This is a genomic window from Dysgonomonas sp. 511 (assembly GCF_010501105.1).
GTDB lineage: Bacteria > Bacteroidota > Bacteroidia > Bacteroidales > Dysgonomonadaceae > Dysgonomonas.
In genome coordinates, this window is the sequence record NZ_QVMQ01000010.1 from 79,333 (window position 1) to 100,453 (window position 21,121).

17 protein-coding genes, 1 tRNA gene and 1 rRNA gene are annotated in these 21,121 nt (G+C 42.1%); 6 read left to right on the top strand and 13 right to left on the bottom strand.

Translation table 11 applies throughout. From position 1 onward, the window contains the following. Window positions 1-39: 39 nt before the first annotated feature. The 3 genes from D0T57_RS06030 to D0T57_RS06040 all read left to right on the top strand — a co-directional run bounded on the left by D0T57_RS06030 (window position 40) and on the right by D0T57_RS06040 (window position 4,630). Complete coding sequence (locus D0T57_RS06030) at window positions 40-1,548, top strand: lipopolysaccharide biosynthesis protein (RefSeq protein WP_163271901.1); 1,509 nt, start codon at window positions 40-42, stop codon at window positions 1,546-1,548. After that, entirely contained in the window at window positions 1,545-3,626 is a 2,082-nt protein-coding gene (locus D0T57_RS06035) for an LTA synthase family protein (protein ID WP_163271903.1), read from the top strand. Before D0T57_RS06030 ends, D0T57_RS06035 begins: the two co-directional genes overlap by 4 nt. Before the next feature lie 290 nt (window positions 3,627-3,916). Continuing rightward, complete coding sequence (locus tag D0T57_RS06040; protein ID WP_163271905.1) at window positions 3,917-4,630, top strand: porin family protein; 714 nt, start codon at window positions 3,917-3,919, stop codon at window positions 4,628-4,630. Between the two features lie 8 nt (window positions 4,631-4,638). Here D0T57_RS06040 and D0T57_RS06045 read toward each other — a convergent pair whose 3' ends face one another. The 9 genes from D0T57_RS06045 to D0T57_RS06085 form a co-directional block, all read right to left on the bottom strand. Continuing rightward, window positions 4,639-6,366, bottom strand: coding sequence for an ATP-binding protein (locus D0T57_RS06045; protein ID WP_163271907.1), 1,728 nt, complete (start codon window positions 6,364-6,366; stop codon window positions 4,639-4,641). Window positions 6,367-6,581: 215 nt separating this feature from the next. Continuing rightward, a complete protein-coding gene (locus D0T57_RS06050; RefSeq protein WP_163271909.1) occupies window positions 6,582-7,280 on the bottom strand; it encodes a response regulator transcription factor in 699 nt (232 codons plus the stop codon). Further along, the gene (locus tag D0T57_RS06055) at window positions 7,264-7,944 is read right to left on the bottom strand and encodes a PhoU domain-containing protein (RefSeq protein ID WP_163271911.1); all 681 of its coding nucleotides are present in this window, start codon (window positions 7,942-7,944) and stop codon (window positions 7,264-7,266) included. Before D0T57_RS06055 ends, D0T57_RS06050 begins: the two co-directional genes overlap by 17 nt. 122 nt (window positions 7,945-8,066) lie before the next feature. Beyond that, the gene (gene pstB / locus D0T57_RS06060; RefSeq protein WP_163271913.1) at window positions 8,067-8,849 is read right to left on the bottom strand and encodes a phosphate ABC transporter ATP-binding protein PstB; all 783 of its coding nucleotides are present in this window, start codon (window positions 8,847-8,849) and stop codon (window positions 8,067-8,069) included. After that, on the bottom strand, window positions 8,834-9,712 hold the full coding sequence (pstA, locus tag D0T57_RS06065) for a phosphate ABC transporter permease PstA (protein ID WP_163271915.1): 879 nt from the start codon (window positions 9,710-9,712) through the stop codon (window positions 8,834-8,836). Before pstA ends, pstB begins: the two co-directional genes overlap by 16 nt. Next, window positions 9,712-10,560 carry a phosphate ABC transporter permease subunit PstC gene (gene pstC, locus D0T57_RS06070; protein ID WP_163271931.1) on the bottom strand — a complete coding sequence of 283 codons (849 nt, stop codon included), beginning with the start codon at window positions 10,558-10,560 and terminating at the stop codon, window positions 9,712-9,714. Before pstC ends, pstA begins: the two co-directional genes overlap by 1 nt. 109 nt (window positions 10,561-10,669) lie before the next feature. Beyond that, window positions 10,670-11,713 (bottom strand): phosphate ABC transporter substrate-binding protein PstS, encoded by a 1,044-nt coding sequence (pstS, locus tag D0T57_RS06075; protein ID WP_163271917.1) that lies wholly within the window; start codon window positions 11,711-11,713, stop codon window positions 10,670-10,672. A gap of 186 nt (window positions 11,714-11,899) precedes the next feature. Continuing rightward, the gene (locus D0T57_RS06080) at window positions 11,900-14,704 is read right to left on the bottom strand and encodes a pitrilysin family protein (protein ID WP_163271919.1); all 2,805 of its coding nucleotides are present in this window, start codon (window positions 14,702-14,704) and stop codon (window positions 11,900-11,902) included. Window positions 14,705-14,776: 72 nt separating this feature from the next. Then, window positions 14,777-15,178 carry a diacylglycerol kinase family protein gene (locus D0T57_RS06085; protein ID WP_163271921.1) on the bottom strand — a complete coding sequence of 134 codons (402 nt, stop codon included), beginning with the start codon at window positions 15,176-15,178 and terminating at the stop codon, window positions 14,777-14,779. Window positions 15,179-15,344: 166 nt separating this feature from the next. Between D0T57_RS06085 and D0T57_RS06090 the strand changes: the two genes are divergently transcribed. From D0T57_RS06090 to D0T57_RS06100, 3 genes are all read left to right on the top strand, one after another. Then, window positions 15,345-15,683, top strand: coding sequence for a hypothetical protein (locus D0T57_RS06090; protein ID WP_163271923.1), 339 nt, complete (start codon window positions 15,345-15,347; stop codon window positions 15,681-15,683). An 11-nt stretch (window positions 15,684-15,694) separates the two neighbouring features. Next, the gene (locus D0T57_RS06095) at window positions 15,695-17,002 is read left to right on the top strand and encodes a mechanosensitive ion channel family protein (RefSeq protein WP_163271925.1); all 1,308 of its coding nucleotides are present in this window, start codon (window positions 15,695-15,697) and stop codon (window positions 17,000-17,002) included. Window positions 17,003-17,381: 379 nt separating this feature from the next. Further along, complete coding sequence (locus D0T57_RS06100; protein WP_255490516.1) at window positions 17,382-18,407, top strand: outer membrane beta-barrel protein; 1,026 nt, start codon at window positions 17,382-17,384, stop codon at window positions 18,405-18,407. A gap of 20 nt (window positions 18,408-18,427) precedes the next feature. Here D0T57_RS06100 and D0T57_RS06105 read toward each other — a convergent pair whose 3' ends face one another. From D0T57_RS06105 to D0T57_RS06120, 4 genes are all read right to left on the bottom strand, one after another. After that, window positions 18,428-18,628 (bottom strand): hypothetical protein, encoded by a 201-nt coding sequence (locus D0T57_RS06105; protein WP_163271927.1) that lies wholly within the window; start codon window positions 18,626-18,628, stop codon window positions 18,428-18,430. 135 nt (window positions 18,629-18,763) lie between these two features. Further along, entirely contained in the window at window positions 18,764-18,982 is a 219-nt protein-coding gene (locus D0T57_RS06110; protein ID WP_163271929.1) for a hypothetical protein, read from the bottom strand. A gap of 162 nt (window positions 18,983-19,144) precedes the next feature. Further along, a tRNA-Ile gene (locus tag D0T57_RS06115) sits at window positions 19,145-19,218 on the bottom strand. Window positions 19,219-19,404: 186 nt separating this feature from the next. Then, window positions 19,405-20,936: ribosomal RNA gene (locus D0T57_RS06120) — 16S ribosomal RNA — on the bottom strand. Window positions 20,937-21,121 lie beyond the last annotated feature (185 nt).

A 21,121-nucleotide genomic window follows, 5' to 3' on the forward strand; every position in this document is an offset into this window, starting at 1 on the left:
TAATATGTACTTTTGTAGCCGAAAATCAATTAGGCTGATATGGCAAATAATGGAATGAAAGGTCTGGCAAAAGATACTGCTATTTATGGAGTGAGCAGTATTCTGGGCAGGCTTCTCAACTGGTGTTTATTTCCCCTTCATGTTCATGTATTTTCTAATACAGCTGAATATGGGCGTATAGGTTATATATATGGATTTACAGCCTTGCTGATGGTCTTACTGACCTACGGTATGGAAACCGGTTTTTTCCGGTTTATGAATAAGAAAGACGAAAATGTGGATAAGGTATATTCTACTTCGTTATTATCGTTGGCTACCACATCTTTCCTGTTTGTATTGTTTTGCTTCTCATTCATCGTTCCCATATCGGAATGGATGAACTATACCGACCACAAGGAGCATATAGGGATGATGGCGATAGTGGTGGCGATAGATGCTTTTACGTGTATTCCGTTTGCCTATCTGCGATATCAGAAACGCCCTATCCGTTTCGCTACGCTGAAAATGGTAAATATATTTGCGAATATTATACTCAACGTATTCTTTCTTGTGGTATGCCCGTGGATATTGAAACATTACCCTGATTTTTACCTTATCAAATTTTACCATCCGGAGATGGGTATCGGATACGTCTTCTTAGCCAACCTGCTATCTACGCTGACAGTACTGATTTTACTGATACCTACGGCTATGAAGAACCTGAAATTCAGTTTCGATGCAGCTTTGCTAAGGCGGATGCTTATTTACTCTTTCCCCTTGCTGATACTTGGGCTGGCAGGGGTTATCAATCAGGCTGTAGCACAATTGACATATCCTTTTCTATTCGAAGATAAAAACGAAGCTTTCAGCCAGTTGGGCATATATACCGCCTGTATAAAGATTACTGTCATAATCACCATGTTTACTCAGGCATTCCGCTATGCATACGAGCCGTTCTTTTTTAGCAAAGGAAAAGAAGAAAGCAGTAATACGAAGCCTTATGCTGCTGCTATGAAATTCTTTATAATATTTTCCCTGTTGGTTTTTCTTGGTGTAATGTTTTACCTCGATATATTGAAATACCTGGTAAGCGAAAATTATATCGTAGGGCTTACCGTAGTGCCGATAGCCATGCTGGGCGAAATATTTTTCGGCATCTATTTCAACCTGTCTGTGTGGTACAAATTGACCGACAAGACCAAATATGGCGCATATTTTTCAGTTTTCGGATGCCTTATCCAACTGGCAATCAACATCATCTTTGTGCCAATGTATGGCTACATTGCCAGCGCGTGGGCTACATTGATTTGCAACCTTATTATCACTTTCATTTCCTATTTTATCGGGCAGAAATATCTTCCTGTAAAATACGACTTAAAGAATATACTGTTTTACTTCCTGTTTGCAGCCATCTGTTATACATTTGCCATGTATCCGCAGATCGACAACGAGGTCTTGCGTCTGGGCTACCGCACGCTTTTCCTCATATTGTTTGTAGCTGTTATCGTTAAAAAAGATTTACCATTATCAGAAATACCTGTTATCAATAAATACTTTGGAAAGAAATGAAAAACCTGTTCACTGCCAATTTCAAACTATTTTTTGTAAATACTATACACGCTTTCCTCGTCTATTGTTTCCTGCTGTTGCTGTTTGCGGCATTCAGGCTTATTATACTGTTTTTCTTCAATAGTTCGCCGGAGATATACAACGAAACGGGCGATTTGCTGAAAGCATTTTTTATGGGTTTCCGGTTCGATACGATGGTAATATGCTATGGGTTGCTTCCGGTGGTGGCATTCAATTTTATCGGGATATTCATGTTCGGATGGGGCGAAAAATATTTTGCCATACTCAAGAAGGTATATCATGTTTATTATACCATATTGATATTGGCAATGTTGCTGATATCGGTTATCGACCTTTATTTTTACAATTTCTTTATGACCCGTATCAGTGTTCTGATTTTCGGGTTTGTAGAAGACGATACGGCGGCAGTGATAAAAGCCATCTGGACAGATTATCCTGTTATCCCGATCGCCATCGGGCTTATTGTCGCTGGATGGCTGGCATATAAGCTTGTGGGCATAATACAAAAGATAAAGTTGGAAAAACTCAGCCTTCCGTTGCCTGCCTATATTATATTCCTGCCGGTTCTGGGCTTTTTCTTCCTGTTCGGAATCAGGGGCAACTTTGCATTCTATCCACTTAGAATAAACGATGCTATTATTTCTCAATATGTTTTTATCAATAACCTTGTGCCCAACGGTGTCTATGCTCTGAAAACTGCATTTAAAGACCGAAAGGAACAAAATGTGAATATCAACGTAGATAAGACGATGAAGAAATGGGGCTTCGACTCTCCGGCTCAGGCAGTTTCTTTATATACAGGCAGTGTTGTTCCCGAAAGCACCGATTCGCTAAAGGCGGCACTGACAGCCCATACCCCCGTCAACGAGTTTCTTGAGCAAAACCCGCCAAATGTAGTTTTTATTCAAATGGAGAGCATGAGCGAACATTTTATATCGTTGCACGAGAAGGAGAATTTCAACCTTTTGGGAGCATTGGACGATGTCTTGTCGCACTGCTTGCATTTCACACATTTCCTGTCGGCTACAGACGCTACAGTTCACACCCTTGAAGGTATTCTGCTCAATAGCCCTATGACTCCGGTTTCGCAATCGCTATATATGGACAAGACATTGGAAACCTCTGCCGCCAAACCATTTAAGGAAAAAGGCTATCATACGGCATTTGTTACAGGCAGCAAACTGGGATGGAGAAATCTTGATAAGTTCGTTCCCAACCAATATTTTGACCAGACAGAAGGTTCGGCACATATCGAAAAATTCGTACCGAATGTATTGTCTAATGAGTGGGGATGCTACGATGAGTTTATGTTTACCCGTATTTTCGATATCCTCCAGCAGAAAAACGATAAGCCTCAGTTTGTATTCGGACTGACAATCACAAATCATACACCATATTCATTGCCCGATACTTATAAACCATACCCGATACATATCCCGGAAGCTTTGAAATCTAAATTGTCTTCGGGCGAAGAGCATGCGCAGGTTCATTTTACAACTTATCAGTATGCCAACGATTGCTTGGGTAAATTTATATCTGCCATCAAAAACTCTCCATTAGGCGAAAACACAATAATAGCAGCCAGTGGCGACCACAGTGCCCGCCGTGTATTCGACTATCCCGATGCTAATATGCTACAAAAATATGCCGTGCCACTTATTCTTTACATCCCTGAGAAATATAAGGAGAATCTGGAAATGCCCGATACGAGACAATTTGCATCGCACAAAGACATTTTCCCTACCATATATAACCTCGCACTATCGGGGGCGGCATATGTGCGGTCGGGAATCAATTTGTTCGACAAAGAAGCTTTAGGCAGCAATTTCGCTATTTCCAGTTATAAGCTTGCAATGAACAACCACGGGTGTATATTTTACGAAATAGAGCCTGTATATTATATCTGGTCGGACGAAAACCGTACGGAACTGAAACCGGCAAGCGAATCTGATATTCCTCAACTGAAAAAAGACATGGAATATGCAAAGGCTTACACAGCATCTATGACATATCTGGTACAGGAAGACCTGAGAGAGAAATCGCAGAAAAAAGAATAGACTTGAAAAGGTGATAAATCGCTAGGTACATGACAAAAGTACTGTTGAAACACCCTCGTAATGATAAACTCTATTGCCTAAAATTTAAACAAGTTCAAAGTTCTTATACACATCCTTTATCCTGTTTTTTTGCCGCTGTCCGCCCCAAATATTACCTTTGGAGAGGAATAAATAAGAAAAGAACGCTTGATGCATCTGATATACTGTCAACTTGCACCACCCTATTATTTTTCACCCTCTATTTTTAGTGAAGATAATAAGTGAACCGAAATGCCGTTTACATAAAAGATATGACTCTAAAAGCTATATACTCATTAGTCTTGGTAGCGATAAGCCTTTTACCTTTAAGCTTATCGGCTCAGTACCGTAAACCTGTAAACCAGCCGTTTGCAGACCAGAAATTGTATCACCTGGGTTTTTCCATAGGATTTACCGGACACGATATGATATTGTCGCACACCGGATACACAGGAGATAACGGGGAAGTCTGGTTCGCCGAAATACCATCTTACAGTGTAGGTTTCAATGTCGGCTTGATAGGTGACAGGTACCTGAACGAATATTTCAATCTGCGGCTTGCCCCTACCCTCTATTTAGGCGAAAGACGCTTCGTTTTCAAAGAACAGGCCTCGGATGAGGAATATACCGCTTCGCTGAAAAGCAACTACGTAAGAGTGCCGCTTCTGCTGAAATTCAGCGCGCCCAGAATGAAAAACTACCGTCCTTACTTCGTAGCCGGAGGATATGCTGCAATGGATATAGGGACAAAGAAAGACGATGTACTACGCTTCAAGAAAATGGACTATGGCATAGAACTTGGTATAGGCTGCAACATCTATCTGCCTCTTTTCAAGCTATGTCCCGAACTTAAATTCTCTTTCGGGCTTACAGACCTTGTAGAAAAAGACAGGGCGGATATCACGGACAAAGACCTGCTAAAATACACACAGGCCTTATCATCAGGCAAATCGCGTATGATATCCCTTGTCTTCAATTTCGAATAACAGGGATCTTACTTCTTCAATGTGAAGAGAAACTCCAGCCCGCCTTCTTTGCGGTTCCTTACCTGAATGCTTCCTTTATGGAACAACACTGCGTTTTTAACGATAGACAGTCCCAAGCCTGAACCGCCTGTGTTGCGCGTGCGCCCTTCGTCCGCCCTGTAGAAGCGTTCGAACAGTCTCGGCAAATATTTTTCCTCAACACCTAGCCCCGTGTCGTAATAGCTGAAATGCACATATTCAGCATCCTGCATATGATTGCTGATATCTATCGTTATATGCTGCCCTGCGTAACTGATGGAATTATCAGCCAGATTGCGGAAAATGGAATAGAGCAAGGTATAGTTGCCATTGACCACAACATCGCCGTCTACCGATACATTCAGCTTTATATCATTCTCTTTCAATTTATCTGTAAGGTCTATCCTCACATCATCTATCAGTTGCAACAGGTTTACCTTTTCCTTGGCAAACTGCGGAGCCCCTTCTTCCATCTTACTGATCAGGCTGACATCGTCGATAAGAACCGACAACCGCATACTCTGTTGGTAGGCCCTATCTATAAATTGCTTTTGCTTATCGGCAGCCAGGTCTTGAGCCGACAGGGTTTCCAAATATCCGCGCAGGCTGGTTACGGGAGTTCGCAGCTCGTGGGCGATATTGTTTGTCATTTCCTGTTTCAGCAACCGGGTCTTTTCGGTCTTGGTTATATCTTTTATCGTTATCTCAAAGCTGCGATCTTCGAATACTATGGTTTGTATAGAAAACACCTTCCCGTTTTTATTTATCTGGAACATATGGTAAATATCTTTTTTATCCCTGTCGGACAAAAAACCGAGAACCGGATCGAACACTTTCTCTTGCAATATGGCTTCTATCTGGAAGGTGGGCTGATCGACAATAAAATTGAGATACTGAAAGAAATGGGTGTTGGCATATATTTTCCTAAAATCGGAATCGAATATACATATCCCCTCTTGTGCAAACTGAAAATGCTGTACCAACTTTTCCCTCTCTTGTTCTATCTCCCGCTTGCCATTCTCTTTTTGTTTCAGTATATCAACCAGTTGGTTGCCTATCTCACCTAGTTCGTCATCGGGAAAATCTATTTTTTCGGCAAAAGGTTTATCATATTTTATATGGGTAGAAAGCTTTTTGAGCTGAAGTATCGATTTGCCAAAGCGTCCTGCAACATAGTTGAGGAGTAACAACACAATCACAAATATGGCGATAGCGATATATATAAAGAAGTTGTCAGCCTTGAGCATCCCCTGCGTTTCCACAGTATATGGCAAGGCTACACGGACATAATAGTTATCATAATGCTTGGCATAATAAAGGTACTCCTGATGGGTAGACCCCGATACTCTGACATTGGTGCCAATCCCTTGATAAAGAGCCATACGCACTTCAGGGCGATTGAGATGGTTGTCGGCACGGCCGATGTTGCCTATATTTTTGTCGAATGTTACTTTTCCTGTTTCATCTATTATCGTGATACGTATATCCAACGGCATAGCTTTCGCCAACTTCTCAATATCGGGCGGCACATTATTCATTGCCGAAGAATCCTCTATATATGAATGTATTATATCGGCATAACTATCGAGGCGGTCTGTTAAAGCCTGCGTACGCTGCGATTTTTCTTCTTTCTGTTCTAGTATAACGATACTGATTGCAAAAACAGCCATAATGCCAAAGAAGTAAAGGAATAGTTTCTGTTTATAGCTTAGCTTCATGTTATGCTTCTTTTTTCAGGTGTTACTTTTTACAAACCTAAACATCAATAATTTACAAACAAAAAGTAACAAAAGTAACACATATTTCATGTTTTTCGGATGTCACTTTTTCTTGCCGTGGCTTCGCCCTACTTTCCCTCTCTTTGGCAGGAACAGGGGAGGTGTCCTATATAGATAAAAGCAATCTGCATTTATACTATTACACAGCAATAATTCTATTGATAGTTAAATATATAACCATACCCCGTGCGATTGACTATATAGTCGCCATAAGTGCCTATCTTCTTCCGCAGGCGCGCGATATGTACATCCACGGTGCGCTCGAGTACTATGCCGTCGTCTTTCCATGCCTTGTCGAGAATATCGGCACGCGAAAAAATGCGTCCTCTATTTTCCACAAGCAACACCAGGATGTTAAACTCAGTCTTGGTAAGTATAACCGGCTCGCCGTCTACCTTCACTGTCTTCGATTCCATATTGATACTGAGCCCGTCGATATTAATTACATCATCCGACGGCATCTTCGCAGTGGCATCGCCTGTCCTTTTCAGGATACTACGCACCCGGGCTATGACCTCCTTGATGGAGAAAGGCTTGGCGATATAATCATCGCCTCCTATAGAGAAGCCTGTAAGCATATCATTCTCTGTATTCTTTGCAGTGAGAAATATGATGGGCGTCTCATTCCCGTTTTTCCTCAACTGGTCGGCAAACTTAAACCCAGAAACGCCCCCCATCATCACATCGAGAAGGATAAGCTTATGTTTGGTCGATAAAACCCTGCCGGCCTCCTCGGCCGAATCTGCCGTATCTATATGATATCCTTCGTTTTGCAGGTTAAACTCCAGAATTTCCCTGATATCGGGTTCGTCGTCTACTACGAGTATAGATATATCCTTACTGTTTGTTTCCATGCCTTATATCTTTACCTTCGGTTAAATAAATTGCAGCTTCGGCTATATTGGTACAGCTATCGCCAATACGTTCCAGATTATGCGATATAGCATTTGTATTCAGCATACTCTGTATTTCTTTTTTATCCAGCTTTTTGTCGGCAAAAGCTTCTTGTAAAGATAAGTTTATTTGGTGAAATAACTCGTCTACTTTGTCGTCTTCCGCAATTACTTCGTATGCCAAGCGGCTGTCTTCGTTCGAAAACGAAAATATAGTATTGCGCAACATCTCGCTCGTATATTTCACCATCTTATCTATCATCTTCTTTATGGGGGCAATGGTATTTGCCGATAGATCGGAAACTTTCACGAAGTGTATTATATTGAGAAGCATATCGCCGATGCGCTCCAGATTGGTTGTAATATCCTGATAAGTAATTATCTTGCGCAAATCGGCTGCGATAGGGTTGAACTGGAATATGGTAAAAACCACTTCTTCGCGAATTTTTATTTCCAACCTGTCCATTATTATCTCGTTCGATTCGGCTTCGTCGTACAGCGATGCTATCGTATTGTCTTGCAAAAGCTTCATTGTTATCTGCATTTGTATCATTGCCGTTTTCGACAATAGTTCGAAGTCGTTGAGCAGTATTTCCAGTTGTTTGGCTTTTATATTTGTTGTCATAATTAATTACGAGTTACGAGCCGGTAAGCATCTGACAAGTACAGGTAAACCGGCTATTATTTTAATTAAAATATTTGTAAATAATCTTCATTTTCCAATTTGCTGATTTCCGAATTGACACATTAACTAAACACCCCAGTCAGGTAATCTTCGGTACGCTTATCTTTGGGTTTGGTAAACATCTGCTTCGTAGTTCCATACTCCACAAGTTCGCCCATATACATAAACATAGAATTGTCGGAAAGGCGCGCTGCCTGCGACATATTGTGCGTAACTATAACGATGGTATAATCCTTCTTCAACTCGAAAATAAGCTCCTCTACCCTGCTGGTAGATATAGGGTCGAGTGCAGAAGTAGGTTCGTCCATAAGCAGGAGTTCGGGCTTTAATGCCAATGCGCGTGCTATGCACAACCGTTGTTGCTGTCCGCCCGAAAGGAAAGTCCCCTTTTTGGTCATCGAATCTTTTACCTCGTCCCACAGTGCTACACTGCGCAGGCTGTTTTCTACTATCTCATCCCTGTCTGTCCTGCTGAGTTTTATATTATTCAGTTTATAGCCCGCTATCACATTATCGTATATACTCATCGTAGGAAACGGGTTTGGACGCTGGAAAACCATCCCTGCCAACCGTCGTACCTTCATCGGGTTCATGTCGAAAATGTTCTCACCTTTTAGCAGGATTTCGCCTGTAGTCTTTATATCAGGGTAAAGTTCGTGCATACGGTTTATAGCCCTCAACAGGGTACTTTTGCCACATCCCGAAGGCCCCATTACGGCAGTCACCGTATTGGGATCGATAATGGCATTTACATTGTTTACCGCATTTTTGCCGGGCGTGTAAGACACACACACATCTTTCAATTCCAGAATGTGCTGTCCGTTCCTATTTACTGTATTTTCCATTTTTTAGCTATGCTTTTTGCCAGAAGATTAATACCTAAAACAAATAATAAGAGCAACAGGGACGAAGACCATACCAGATCTGCCAGATTTGGATCGTTATAAAATTCCCATATCAACAGGGAAATAGCACTGGTAGGGTTTGTTGCATCCCAGTTGACAGTTGCCGCTCCCAACGCTGTAACAAGCAAAGGCGCGGTTTCGCCCATCACACGCGATATGGCTAGCAGCGATCCTGTGAATAATCCACTGAATGCCGATGGCAGCAAAACCCGCATCACCACCGAGGCATACGAACCGCCCAATGCCAAACCCGCCTCCTTCAAGGTGACAGGCAACATCTTTATGCTTTCTTCGGTAGAGCGTATTATCATAGGCAGCATCATTATAGCCAATGCCACACTACCGGCAAATGCCGAATAGCCCGACATGGGTATTACCACCCATATATAAACTACCACCCCTATCACGATGGAAGGTATTCCTTGCAGGAGGTCGCTGAGATTGCGCACCAGCCCTGCTATTTTCTTTTTGGGATTCTCCGCCAGATATACTCCTGCCATTATACCTACAGGGATGGCTATAACTATCGCTATGGCTAATATGAGTAAAGTACCTGTTATGCCATTGAGGATACCTCCGGGAATGGGACTGTCGCTGATACGTGCCAGCATGGCTTCCATAGAGGTAGGCGCCACTTCGGTGAAAAGGCTCAGGTTGAATTGCTTGTAGCCTTTCTTTATCAGTTCCCATATTATAAGGAAAAGCGGTATCATCGTTGCTCCCGACAAAAGGCAAACCCCGAAGAAAAAAAGCCTGCTTTTGCCCAGCCTGTATTTAGAGGTCGATGTAAATCTTCGTTTCATTATTTGTTCACCATTTTCATTATATACTTAGCCACAAAGTTGATACAGGCCGTTATCAGGAACAGGAGCAAACCGATAGCCATGAGCGAACTTAGCTTCAAGCCGCTGGCTTCGCCAAACTGGTTGGCAATGATACTTGCCATCGAGTTTCCCGTGTCGGACAACGATGCCGGAATATTTACCGTGTTGCCTATCAGCATGGTTACAGCCATCGTTTCGCCCAATGCCCTGCCGAATGCAAGTACATAAGAAGCAAATATACCCGAACCTGCAACGGGCAGACTGACAGATGATATAACTTCGAGATTGGTTGCCCCCAAGCTATATGCTGCCTCTTTCAGTTCGTTGGGAACCATGGATATAAACTCCGTACTGAGCGACGAGGCATATGGAATAATCATGATAGCCAGCACTATAGACGAAAGCAATATGCCGAATCCCTGGTCGTTGACCCCCATAGTGATAAGAAGCGGGCGCAGGGTGTAAAATCCCCACAACCCGTACACTATGGATGGTATGCCTGCCAGCAGATCGACTACCGAACTGACGAATGTCGATACTTTTTTATTTCTGAAATACTCCCCGTTGAAGAGTGCTACCGACAGCGAAAAAGGTATGCAAAACAGCAGGGCGAGAATAGAGGTCACCATCGTGCCCGCAATAAAAGGCAATGCACCATATACATCGTTGCGCGAATCCCATTCCGAGGATGTAATGAACCCGAAAAAACCGAACTCGGAAAATGCTCCTATACTCCGGCTTATCAGGCCGTAGATAATTCCGGCTGTAAGAAGTATAATCAGGCAGGATGCGATGAGGAGGGCGTATCTGAATATTTTATCTTTCAAAGTCCCCCCTACCCCCCGAGGGGCGGATCGCTGATAGTGTATTTTGTTGGTAATCATCATTTTTTACTCTTCATTTTTCGTGGCTTCGCAGAAAGTCCCCTCCGGGGATTTAGGGGGCCGGAGTTACAGATTGTCCGCCGAAGGTCATAGATTGTATATTCCCTTTCGTTATTTCCACCACATTGGCAGGCAATGGGGCATAATGTGTCTTGGCTGCCATTTGTTGTCCGGGTTCGCTGATAATGTAGTTCAACAGAGATACCAGAGACTGAGCCTGTTCCATAGCCCTCTTGTTATAGCCCTGCTCCTTGTAAACGATTATCCATGTAAATGTGCTTATCGGGTAGGATTCGGGATTCGATGAATTGGTGATTACCACCCGTGTATCTTTCGGCATTTCTACATTTGCCGATGCCGATATACTTTTGCTGTCGGCGGCTACGAAGTTGCCCGAACTGTTTTGCAACAATGCCGATTCCATATTCAAGGCAAGTGCATATTCCGAACCGATATACCCTATCGAGCCATCTGTTTCTACTACAACACCTGCTACTCCCGGATTGCCTTTTGCAGCTATTCCCACAGGGAATTTAAGCGATTTACCCTCTCCTATTTCGGTTTTCCAAGCCTCATCGGTTTTCGACATATATTCGGAGAAAACGGCTGTAGTGCCACTACCATCCGAGCGGTAAACTACAGTTATATTTTTATCAGGAAGATTGAGGGTAGGATTCAAAGCCTTTATTTTTTCATCGCTCCACTTGGTTATCTTACCCCTGAATATTTCGGATACCAAAGTCGAATTGAGTTTCAATCCTTTTACATCTTTCAGGTTGTACGACAATACTACTGCACCCATTGCTGTTGGTATATGTATTATCTCTGCACCCATTTCGCCAAGTTCGGCATCCGAGAGGTACACATCGGTAGCGCCAAAGTCGACAGTCTTGTCTTTCAAGCTGCGGATACCTCCCCCGCTACCGATAGCACCATACGAAACATTTTCTCCACTTTTTGCATATTCCTTGAATACAATGCTGTAAAAAGGGGCAGGGAAAGTAGCCCCTGCCCCCGATAGATTTCCTTTCTTGTCTCCACACGAACTCAGGATAATAACCAACCCTACTAATACTAATATTACTGTCTTCTTCATTTTTCCTTCTATTTATTAATTCTGGTGCAATGTTACTTCCATATTATAACAAATAGCTTAAGGATATGTTACGAAATAGTTAAGAATATGTGGGTTCGATATAAAGAACAATTACTAAGGCTGGTTATAACTAAAAAAAGCCGTTGGCATATTCACCAACGGCTTTCTTACTATATAAACAGGTGTTTATTTTTTCGGATTCATTACAACATTTATCAGGTTGTTTTGAGATATCAGTTGTTTTGTAACCTCTTTTATATCATTCTTTGAAAGGTTGGTTACTATGTCGAGGTAGTTGGAATGCCCATCTTCACTATACAAAGATTTTGTGCCAAGTATGCTCAACCAGTAGTTGTTGGTTTTAATATCTTCCTGATATTTCTTCAACAAATATTCTTTCACCTTTTGGAAATCTTCGTCTTCCGGTCCGTTTTCGGCTATTTTGCTTACTTCGCGGCCGATGATAGGCAATATTGTATTTACCCTTTCAGGGTCGGTGTCGAACGACATTTGCAGCGAAGCTTTACCTTCAGGTATGCGGCTGATCCCAGAGCGTGTGCCTACGCCATAGGTACCACCTGCTTCTTCCCTTACTGTGCGTACATACACTATGTCGAGTATTTGTTTCAAGGCATTGAATGCTACCCTTGTCTTTTGATCGTTAACTAATGTTCCGCTGTAAAGTTCGAACACCGAACTTTTAGGAGTTTGCATTTCCTGATCGAAAATATTTTCAACCTTACCCTTCTTAACATCTTCGTTCACCTTCTTGTAAGTGGCATTTTTATCACCCGATGGCAATGAGGCCAGATATTGTTCTACAAACGGTTTCAGAGCCGCTTCGTCTACCGTACCTACAAATGTGAATGTAAATGTTCCCGGATTGGCAAAAGCTTCTTTATATAGTTCGATGACACGGTCGTAGTTGAGTTTCTCCGCATCTTCGAAAGTCATTTCCTGTTTACGCGGATTGTCGCCATACATAGTTTTGGTTTTCTGTATGCTCATTACATAAGAAGGATCTGTCTTAAGATTTTTCAACTGGTTTTTGATCAGTTCCATTATATTGTTGAACGCAGCTTCATCTTTACGCGGAGCAGTAAGATACAGGTAGGTCAGTTGCATCAATGTTTCGGTATCTTTTATTGTAGAAGAACCGCTAAGCCCTTGTGTATAATCGGAAATATAGGCATTCACCTTAGCCGATTTACCGGCAAGCACTTTTTTCAGGTCGGTAGAACTAAAGCTGCCGATACCTCCTACCGATGGAACCATAGAAGCCACGCTGGCATTGTGAATGTCGGCATCTGCAAATACAGACGAACCTCCGAAGGCGCTGGCAGACATCAATATCTGGTCGTCTTTGAAATCTGTCTTTTTGATAACCACCTTTATGCCGTTAGACAAAGTCCAGATAGTAGTACCCAGAGTTTCGTCTTTTTCGGTTTTCACTATTGTACCTGCCTTCGGCAACTGAGAGATAAGCGGCTCGTCTGAAACAGTTTCTTCGTAAGCAGTGATATTTTCGGCTTTTACATCATTGAAAACCTTCAATACTTCTGCGTCTGTAGGATATTTCAAGCCTTCTTTTTCGGGGCCGGTAACAGTGAACACAATATTCTTGTCGCCAAGCAATTGCTGTACCATCATATTGATAACCTGAGTATTGATCAGTGGAGAGAATTGTTTGAGGAAATTATACTCAAATTCTATTCCCGGAATGGCTTCGTCGTCGGTAAAGCTGCGTACATATTCCTGCACATACCTCCTGTTGAGTTCCTTGTCGCGGTTGTTGTACATATTTTCGTAACGTTGTAGCAAAGTGGCCTTAGCCCTTTCCACTTCCGACTCGGTAAATCCGAATTTCTTAAGGCGTTCGTTTTCCCTGACAAGGCAAGCAAGGGTTTCGCTTATTTTGCCTTCTTTGCTCAATGCTATCGAAGTCCATGCGTCTTTGGTTTTAGATACAAAAAACTCGCCGTCGTAGGCATAAGATGCAGCAAAAGGAGCATCGGCTTGTTGCGATATTTCTCTCAAGCGGTCGGAAAGCATAGTGCTTGCCATGCTCTTTATTAGCGTAAGTACCATACCTTGCTGGCTTTTCTTTATCTCGGCAGGTATCACATCATGTTTTACATACATGGTTACCTGTGTATTTGTAGCTTCCGGATCGGTCACCACAGATACTATCGGCGTTTCGTTGTCCGGCACCTGGAAATATTCCCTCTTGGCAGGATCTACAGGTTTGGCTATATCGGCAAACAGAGCCTTTATCTTTGCCTCTACTTGATCTACGTCAATATCGCCAACTATAACGATACCTTGCAGGTCGGGTCTGTACCATTTGTGGTAATAGTCTCTCAATACTTGATAAGGGAATTTTTCCACCACTTCCATTTTACCGATAGGCATACGGTCGGCGTACTTACTGCCTGCAAATATTATAGGCAGTTGTTTGTCCCAAATCCTGTATTGCGCACCGCTACGTGTACGCCATTCTTCTTTTATCACAAGGCGTTCTTCGTCTATTTGTTCGTCTTTCAGAGCGATGAATCCCGACCAGTCGTGCAGAACCATCAGGCACGAGTCTACGATAGCTTCCCTGATTATGGGAACATCGTTGAGGTTATATACTGTTTCGTCGAAAGATGTATAGGCATTAACATTTGCACCGAACTTCACCCCGATGGTTTCCAGATAATTCAACATTGTCTTTTTACCCGGAAAATTCTTTGTTCCGTTGAAGGCCATATGTTCGAGAAAGTGGGCAAGTCCTGCCTGATTGTCTTCTTCCTGCATAGAGCCTACTTTTTGTGCAATATAAAAGTCAGCCCGCTTTTCCGGATAGGCATTGTGCCTGATGTAGTATGTGAGCCCGTTTTCCAATGTGCCGAATCTTACCTGCGGGTCAACAGGCAATGGCTGAGGTGCTTGAGCTTTGATCAAACCGGCTATGGCGATAAAAGCTAATAGGATGAATGTTTTCCTCATAATAAACATAAATTAATTAAAACGTTCTTCTATTGATTGATAATTATAATAAATTCGATTTGGTATTGTAAATTAGTCGGCAATATTTGCAAAAAAATCACAAAGTTTGGGTAAAAAAATTATTATTCCGCCAATAACGGCTGTTATGGATGCTAAAAGTACTGCCGCCGCAGACAAATCTTTTATTTTCCTGATGCTACAATGTTTGCCGGGCGAAACGAAATCGCATATATTCTCTATTGCCGAATTAATGGTTTCGGTACATATTACCAAGCCAATGAGTATTGTTACAGCCAGCCATTCGGTAGCCGATATATTAAAGGCGACTCCTAAAGCGATGGTAAATATCGTCGTAGCAATGTGAATGCGCGCATTATGCTCTTCTTCAATAAGGGTTTTCAACCCGTTGAAGGCATATTTGAAAGACCGAAGCCTTTCCTTTACTGAAAAAGATTTCCTCTTTTTGATGTTCATTCTTCGCAATAAAGAAGTACTAATGTATGAAAATATGCGTGAATAACAGCATAAATTATACGAATTTGTAGCAGGCTGCAACAACTTTTTTCTATCCGACACGTTCTTTTTTTTAAGAATCAGGTGTATTTTATTAATTTTGGAAAATCAAAAAAATACAGGAAATATGAGAAGATTATTATTGTTGCTAGCTTCACCATTATTGTTTGTTGCATGCAATCAGGATTTGGAAAATATGGGCGAAGCCGTGCGAAGCCATTTCAGGTATAGGGATGCCGATAAAAACACCATCACGAAGATAAGCTATCTCAAAGCCATATCTTGTAACAAAATACCTGAAAATGAGCAAAAAAACTCGAACGAGGAATATTTGTGCAAAGTATATGTCAAAGGTACATGGCAGTATAATGGCAGTTATCGAATATTCAATATAGACGATACGCTCGATTGTTTTTTCAACAAGAACAAAGCTTTTTTGAGAATTGGCGAATTAATTGAAAAATAAATATAATTAGAATGGATACACAAACCGAAATCAACACACTGACTGTAGAAGTCGCCAAATGGATACGAAATATTTTACAAGGTATGGGCGTTCCCGAAGAAGGGGTGGAATATACATATCTTATTATATTATTGGTACTGGTAGTAGCTATTGCCTATGCCTTACAGTACATATCCAAATACTTATTAAGGCTTTCTTTCAAGCATTTGCACAAGATAACACGCCTTTCTTTTTTCAAGCATGCCTTGAATAATAAACTGGCGCATTATGTGGCCATGATTGTCCCATATTCTTTTGTAATGGGTGCTATACCTGTCGTATTCTATGATTTTAAAGCTGTAGTATCGCCGGCGATAAAGATTACCGAGATTTATATGGTCTTTATGGTGATATGGATATTTATGGCAATAATAAAAACATTTGCAAATATATTGGAGGAGAAACCGGCATTTAGCGGCAAACCGATGAAAAGTTATATACAGGTAATCAATATCGTCTGCATTATTTTCGGTGCTGTGGTTATCTATTCTATACTTACCGGAAAGTCTGCAACAGCCTTCTTTGCTGCCATGGGAGCCGCCTCAGCTATTGTAATGCTGGTTTTTCAGGATTCCATCAAAGGATTTGTGGGCAGCATACAGGTGACGGCTAACAATATGGTACAGATAGGCGACTGGATAACAATGCCTAAATACGGAGCCGATGGCGATGTGATGGAAATAAACCTTACGACCGTCAAAGTACGCAACTTTGATAAGACAATAACCACCCTGCCGACCTATTCGCTGATATCGGATTCGTTTCAGAACTGGCGGGGAATGAAAGAAGCCGGAGGACGCCGTTTCAAGCGTTCCCTGAATATCAAACATGATACTATCCGCTTCTTAACAGGTGAGGAGCTTGAAAAATATAAGGAAATAGACGGGCTGAAAGACTATATTACCGCTAAGCAACAAGAGTATGCCGACTGGAACAAGAATGTGAATAATGAGTCGCCGTTTAATGTGCATAGCATTACCAATTGTGACCTCTACCTGCAATATGGCATTTATTACCTGCGCAACCATCCACAGATAAACAAGGAGCTTACCTTGCTTGTCCGCCAGCTTGCTCCAACTTCGCAGGGGCTTCCGATCGAACTTTATACATTTACCAACACTACTGTGTGGGCTGAGTATGAGGTTATACTATCCGAAATTATCAACCACTTTATCAGTATTGTCAAGTACTTCGACCTCAAGATATATGAAGAATCGTCGGGTAGCGATATTTACGATGTATATATGAAGGAGAGAAAATATTTGGAGGATAAGAACTAGTTATTATTTTAGTATAGCAAAAGCCTGTTTTATATGATGATTAAAACAGGCTTCTTTTTTAATATAATCTTAGTTACTGTTACTTAGAGTCTGTTTAAATTTTATAGCAAATCTTTTTTATAGCTATTTGACTCGCCTTCGCTTCGTCGATTTTCAATTTTAGATGGATTTTACGTGTTTTGCTCGCTGGTTTAGCGGGCTAAACCGAGAGTAAAATATGGGAAATACGCTAAAAAGAGCATAAAAAAGTTGCTAAGCTAAAATTTAAACAGGCTCTAAGATTTGTAAAGTGAAAAATCTTAACTCTATCTTAACAGTATAGCCGATTGTAAATTAACATGCCCGTTATTCCTTTGTGCTAAATTCAAAAAGAATAAAAATGATGAAAAAATTGGTTATTCTATTATTTGTAATCTGCAATTTGTTTACAAGTACAATTTCGGCACAAGACTCTATTCCCTTCAAACCTTCGGGTAAAATCATTGCAAGAGGATTCCTTGATTACAGCACCGGACTGGGACATGTAAATGGTGAAAAAGGTTTCGACATCACCCGCGCCTTTCTGGGATACCAATACCAGTTTGCTAAAAACTTTACCGGACAAGTCGTTATAGACGGGGCTTCGGGTACAAGTTCGTCGGGAAGCAAGGAGGTTTACCTGCGTAATGCTTTTATCAACTGGAAAGACAAGGACTGGAATATAAACGGTGGTTTGATAGGGTTGATGCAATTCAGCATACAAGAAAAGTACTGGATGCACCGTTATGTGATGAAATCTTTTCAAGACGAAAACAAGATGGCTCCGAGTGTAGACCTCGGTATCACTGCCCAATATAAGTTTAACGATTACCTATCTGCCGACCTCAGCCTTACCAACGGAGAAGGATATAAAAAGATAAAAAGAGACAACAATATGCGTTATGCGGCTGGGGTAAGCCTGTATCCTGCAAAAAATACAATATTCAGAGTGTATGCCGACATGTACAACGACGACGAATCCCTACGCGACAAATTGCCAGAGAATATTACCGCCACAAACAAAGACCAATATTCGCTATCGGTATTTGCAGGCTATCAAGACAAAATATTATCGGTAGGCGCAGAATACAATAGGGTGTTTAATAAAGGATTTATAAAAGACAAAGACTATTTCGGCTATTCATTCTATGCTTCGGCAAGGTTTGCACCTAAATGGAGAGCCTTTGGCCGCTACGATATAGCCGACTCGTCTGCACCCTCAGGCTTCACCTCACCTTGGTACGACAACGATGGGCAACTGGTGATGATAGGTGCAGAATTTCAACCTTTGAAGCAATTAAAAATAGCCCCTAATCTGCGAAATCTAAATCCATCGCGCGACAGGTCGGAGCAATATTTATTTATTAATATTGAATTTAATTTGTAGCTTGAAAACGCAGATAATTCTCAAAAGAAGCAAAAAGAGTTTCGTTCATCAATTATTGAAGAACCTTTTTCAGAAGTGCAAATTTCATAACCATCACCCCTTGTTTCATCAATATCTTCTTTGGAGTCGGATTGCTTCTGGTTAACGACATAATCTGTAATAAAGTCGATTTTCCTTGCCAACTCTTTATACAACCCTGAATCTACACCAATAATTTCCATATCGTAATTTCTTAATTGTTACTGAATTTAGACACTAAGAAACAACGAATTTCTATTAGTCTATATAGCTGTAGCAGAGAGTGGTATGAGTTGGCAGTTGAGTGGCATATCAAAATCAAAAAAGTAATTTGATATCTAGATACCATACAGGCTCTCCGGAAAGACTTCTCTACGCTCGAAAACCCTGCTCATCCACCCAATATGAAAGAACCAACCAGAAATGTTTGTATTGGCAGTAATCATGCGCAGGGAATATTCTTTCTTCCCTCTTTGCACCCTCTTCGGGTTCACCAGTGGCGCTATTCTATTAGTGTCACCATGCTGTTTTTTCTCCGAATAGTCGTTCTTTCCCATATACTTTATTTATATTTGTTCATTAATCGGTACAAATCCAAGCATGACTTTTGTTGGTTTTTGGACATAAAAAAAACGCTTAGAACTATCTCGTTCTAAGCGTCTTGCCTATTTCTTTCTTCGTTTGACTTGGTTTGATCAAACTTAACCAAGTTTGCGATGTAGTCCCAGGCAGAGTTGAACTGCCGACCTCTACATTATCAGTGTAGCGCTCTAACCAACTGAGCTATAGGACTGGCTTCTTTTGTTATCCACCTGAAACTGATTAGCAGCTTCTTGGTTTCTCTTGGGTATACAGTTGCTTGTTTTAGGAATCGACGACAAGTTTCCTTGTAATCCTCTTTAACATAGGGCAACCGATATATATTTAACAACAAGCAAAAAAGTGTAATACAAGGTCTACCTGTATGACAGGTCTCCAGAAAGGAGGTGTTCCAGCCGCACCTTCCGGTACGGCTACCTTGTTACGACTTAGCCCCAGTCACCGGTTTTACCCTAGGACGCTCCTTGCGGTTACGTACTTCAGGTACCCCCAGCTCCCATGGCTTGACGGGCGGTGTGTACAAGGCCCGGGAACGTATTCACCGCGCCATGGCTGATGCGCGATTACTAGCGAATCCAGCTTCACGGAGTCGAGTTGCAGACTCCGATCCGAACTGGGAGAGGTTTTAGAGATTGGCATCCGGTCGCCCGGTAGCAGCCCTTTGTACCCCCCATTGTAACACGTGTGTCGCCCCGGACGTAAGGGCCGTGCTGATTTGACGTCATCCACACCTTCCTCGCAGCTTACGCTGGCAGTCTTGTTAGAGTCCTCAGCTTGAACTGTTAGTAACTAACAATGTGGGTTGCGCTCGTTATGGCACTTAAGCCGACACCTCACGGCACGAGCTGACGACAACCATGCAGCACCTACACAGAGACCATTGCTGGCGGACATGTTTCCACGTCATTCCTCTGCATTTCAAGCCCGGGTAAGGTTCCTCGCGTATCATCGAATTAAACCACATGTTCCTCCGCTTGTGCGGGCCCCCGTCAATTCCTTTGAGTTTCACCGTTGCCGGCGTACTCCCCAGGTGGATTACTTATCGCTTTCGCTTAGTCACATACTATCATATCGCATACAACTAGTAATCATCGTTTACGGCGTGGACTACCAGGGTATCTAATCCTGTTTGATCCCCACGCTTTCGTGCTTGAGCGTCAGTTATAGTTTAGTAAGCTGCCTACGCAATCGGGGTTCCTCGTTATATCTATGCATGTCACCGCTACACAACGAATTCCGCCTACTTCATCTATACTCAAGAAACCCAGTTTCAACGGCAGTTTGATCGTTAAGCGACCAGATTTCACCGCTGACTTAAATTCCCGCCTGCGCACCCTTTAAACCCAATAAATCCGGATAACGCTCGCATCCTCCGTATTACCGCGGCTGCTGGCACGGAGTTAGCCGATGCTTATTCATATGGTACATGCAATATACTACACGTAGTATCTTTTATTCCCATATAAAAGAAGTTTACAACCCATAGGGCAGTCTTCCTTCACGCGACTTGGCTGGTTCAGGCTCTCGCCCATTGACCAATATTCCTCACTGCTGCCTCCCGTAGGAGTCTGGTCCGTGTCTCAGTTCCAGTGTGGGGGACAAACCTCTCAGTTCCCCTATCCATCGTTGCTTTGGTGAGCCGTTACCTCACCAACTGGCTAATGGAACGCATGCCCATCTACTACCGATAAATCTTTAACAAATATTACCATGCGGTATCCCTGTATTATGCGGTATTAGTCCGGATTTCTCCGGGTTATTCCCCTGTTGTAGGTAGGTTGCATACGCGTTACTCACCCGTGCGCCGGTCGTCAGCAATAGTAGCAAGCTACAATCCTGTTACCCCTCGACTTGCATGTGTTAGGCCTGTCGCTAGCGTTCATCCTGAGCCAGGATCAAACTCTTCTTTGTATATTCTTTTTTTATACCTTCGATCCTGTCATTCTTCCTTTATTATAAGGTTGACGGTAGACTTTTTTAAATGAATAATTAAAAATTAAAAATGAATAATTAGTAACCTTTCATTCTTTCTTGTACTACACTCTTGATGTTGTTGTTTCATTTCCTTTAAAGATCGCATTCGCTCCTTCTCTGCC

Excerpts from the sequence above, each read along its gene's own strand:
- D0T57_RS06030 (WP_163271901.1), top strand. The coding sequence starts at position 40 with ATGGCAAATAATGGAATGAAAGGTCTGGCAAAAGATACTGCTATTTAT.
- D0T57_RS06035 (WP_163271903.1), top strand. The coding sequence starts at position 1,545 with ATGAAAAACCTGTTCACTGCCAATTTCAAACTATTTTTTGTAAATACT.
- D0T57_RS06040 (WP_163271905.1), top strand. The coding sequence starts at position 3,917 with ATGACTCTAAAAGCTATATACTCATTAGTCTTGGTAGCGATAAGCCTT.
- D0T57_RS06045 (WP_163271907.1), bottom strand. The coding sequence starts at position 6,366 with ATGAAGCTAAGCTATAAACAGAAACTATTCCTTTACTTCTTTGGCATT.
- D0T57_RS06050 (WP_163271909.1), bottom strand. The coding sequence starts at position 7,280 with ATGGAAACAAACAGTAAGGATATATCTATACTCGTAGTAGACGACGAA.
- D0T57_RS06055 (WP_163271911.1), bottom strand. The coding sequence starts at position 7,944 with ATGACAACAAATATAAAAGCCAAACAACTGGAAATACTGCTCAACGAC.
- pstB (WP_163271913.1), bottom strand. The coding sequence starts at position 8,849 with ATGGAAAATACAGTAAATAGGAACGGACAGCACATTCTGGAATTGAAA.
- pstA (WP_163271915.1), bottom strand. The coding sequence starts at position 9,712 with ATGAAACGAAGATTTACATCGACCTCTAAATACAGGCTGGGCAAAAGC.
- pstS (WP_163271917.1), bottom strand. The coding sequence starts at position 11,713 with ATGAAGAAGACAGTAATATTAGTATTAGTAGGGTTGGTTATTATCCTG.
- D0T57_RS06080 (WP_163271919.1), bottom strand. The coding sequence starts at position 14,704 with ATGAGGAAAACATTCATCCTATTAGCTTTTATCGCCATAGCCGGTTTG.
- D0T57_RS06085 (WP_163271921.1), bottom strand. The coding sequence starts at position 15,178 with ATGAACATCAAAAAGAGGAAATCTTTTTCAGTAAAGGAAAGGCTTCGG.
- D0T57_RS06090 (WP_163271923.1), top strand. The coding sequence starts at position 15,345 with ATGAGAAGATTATTATTGTTGCTAGCTTCACCATTATTGTTTGTTGCA.
- D0T57_RS06095 (WP_163271925.1), top strand. The coding sequence starts at position 15,695 with ATGGATACACAAACCGAAATCAACACACTGACTGTAGAAGTCGCCAAA.
- D0T57_RS06100 (WP_255490516.1), top strand. The coding sequence starts at position 17,382 with ATGATGAAAAAATTGGTTATTCTATTATTTGTAATCTGCAATTTGTTT.
- D0T57_RS06105 (WP_163271927.1), bottom strand. The coding sequence starts at position 18,628 with ATGGAAATTATTGGTGTAGATTCAGGGTTGTATAAAGAGTTGGCAAGG.
- D0T57_RS06110 (WP_163271929.1), bottom strand. The coding sequence starts at position 18,982 with ATGGGAAAGAACGACTATTCGGAGAAAAAACAGCATGGTGACACTAAT.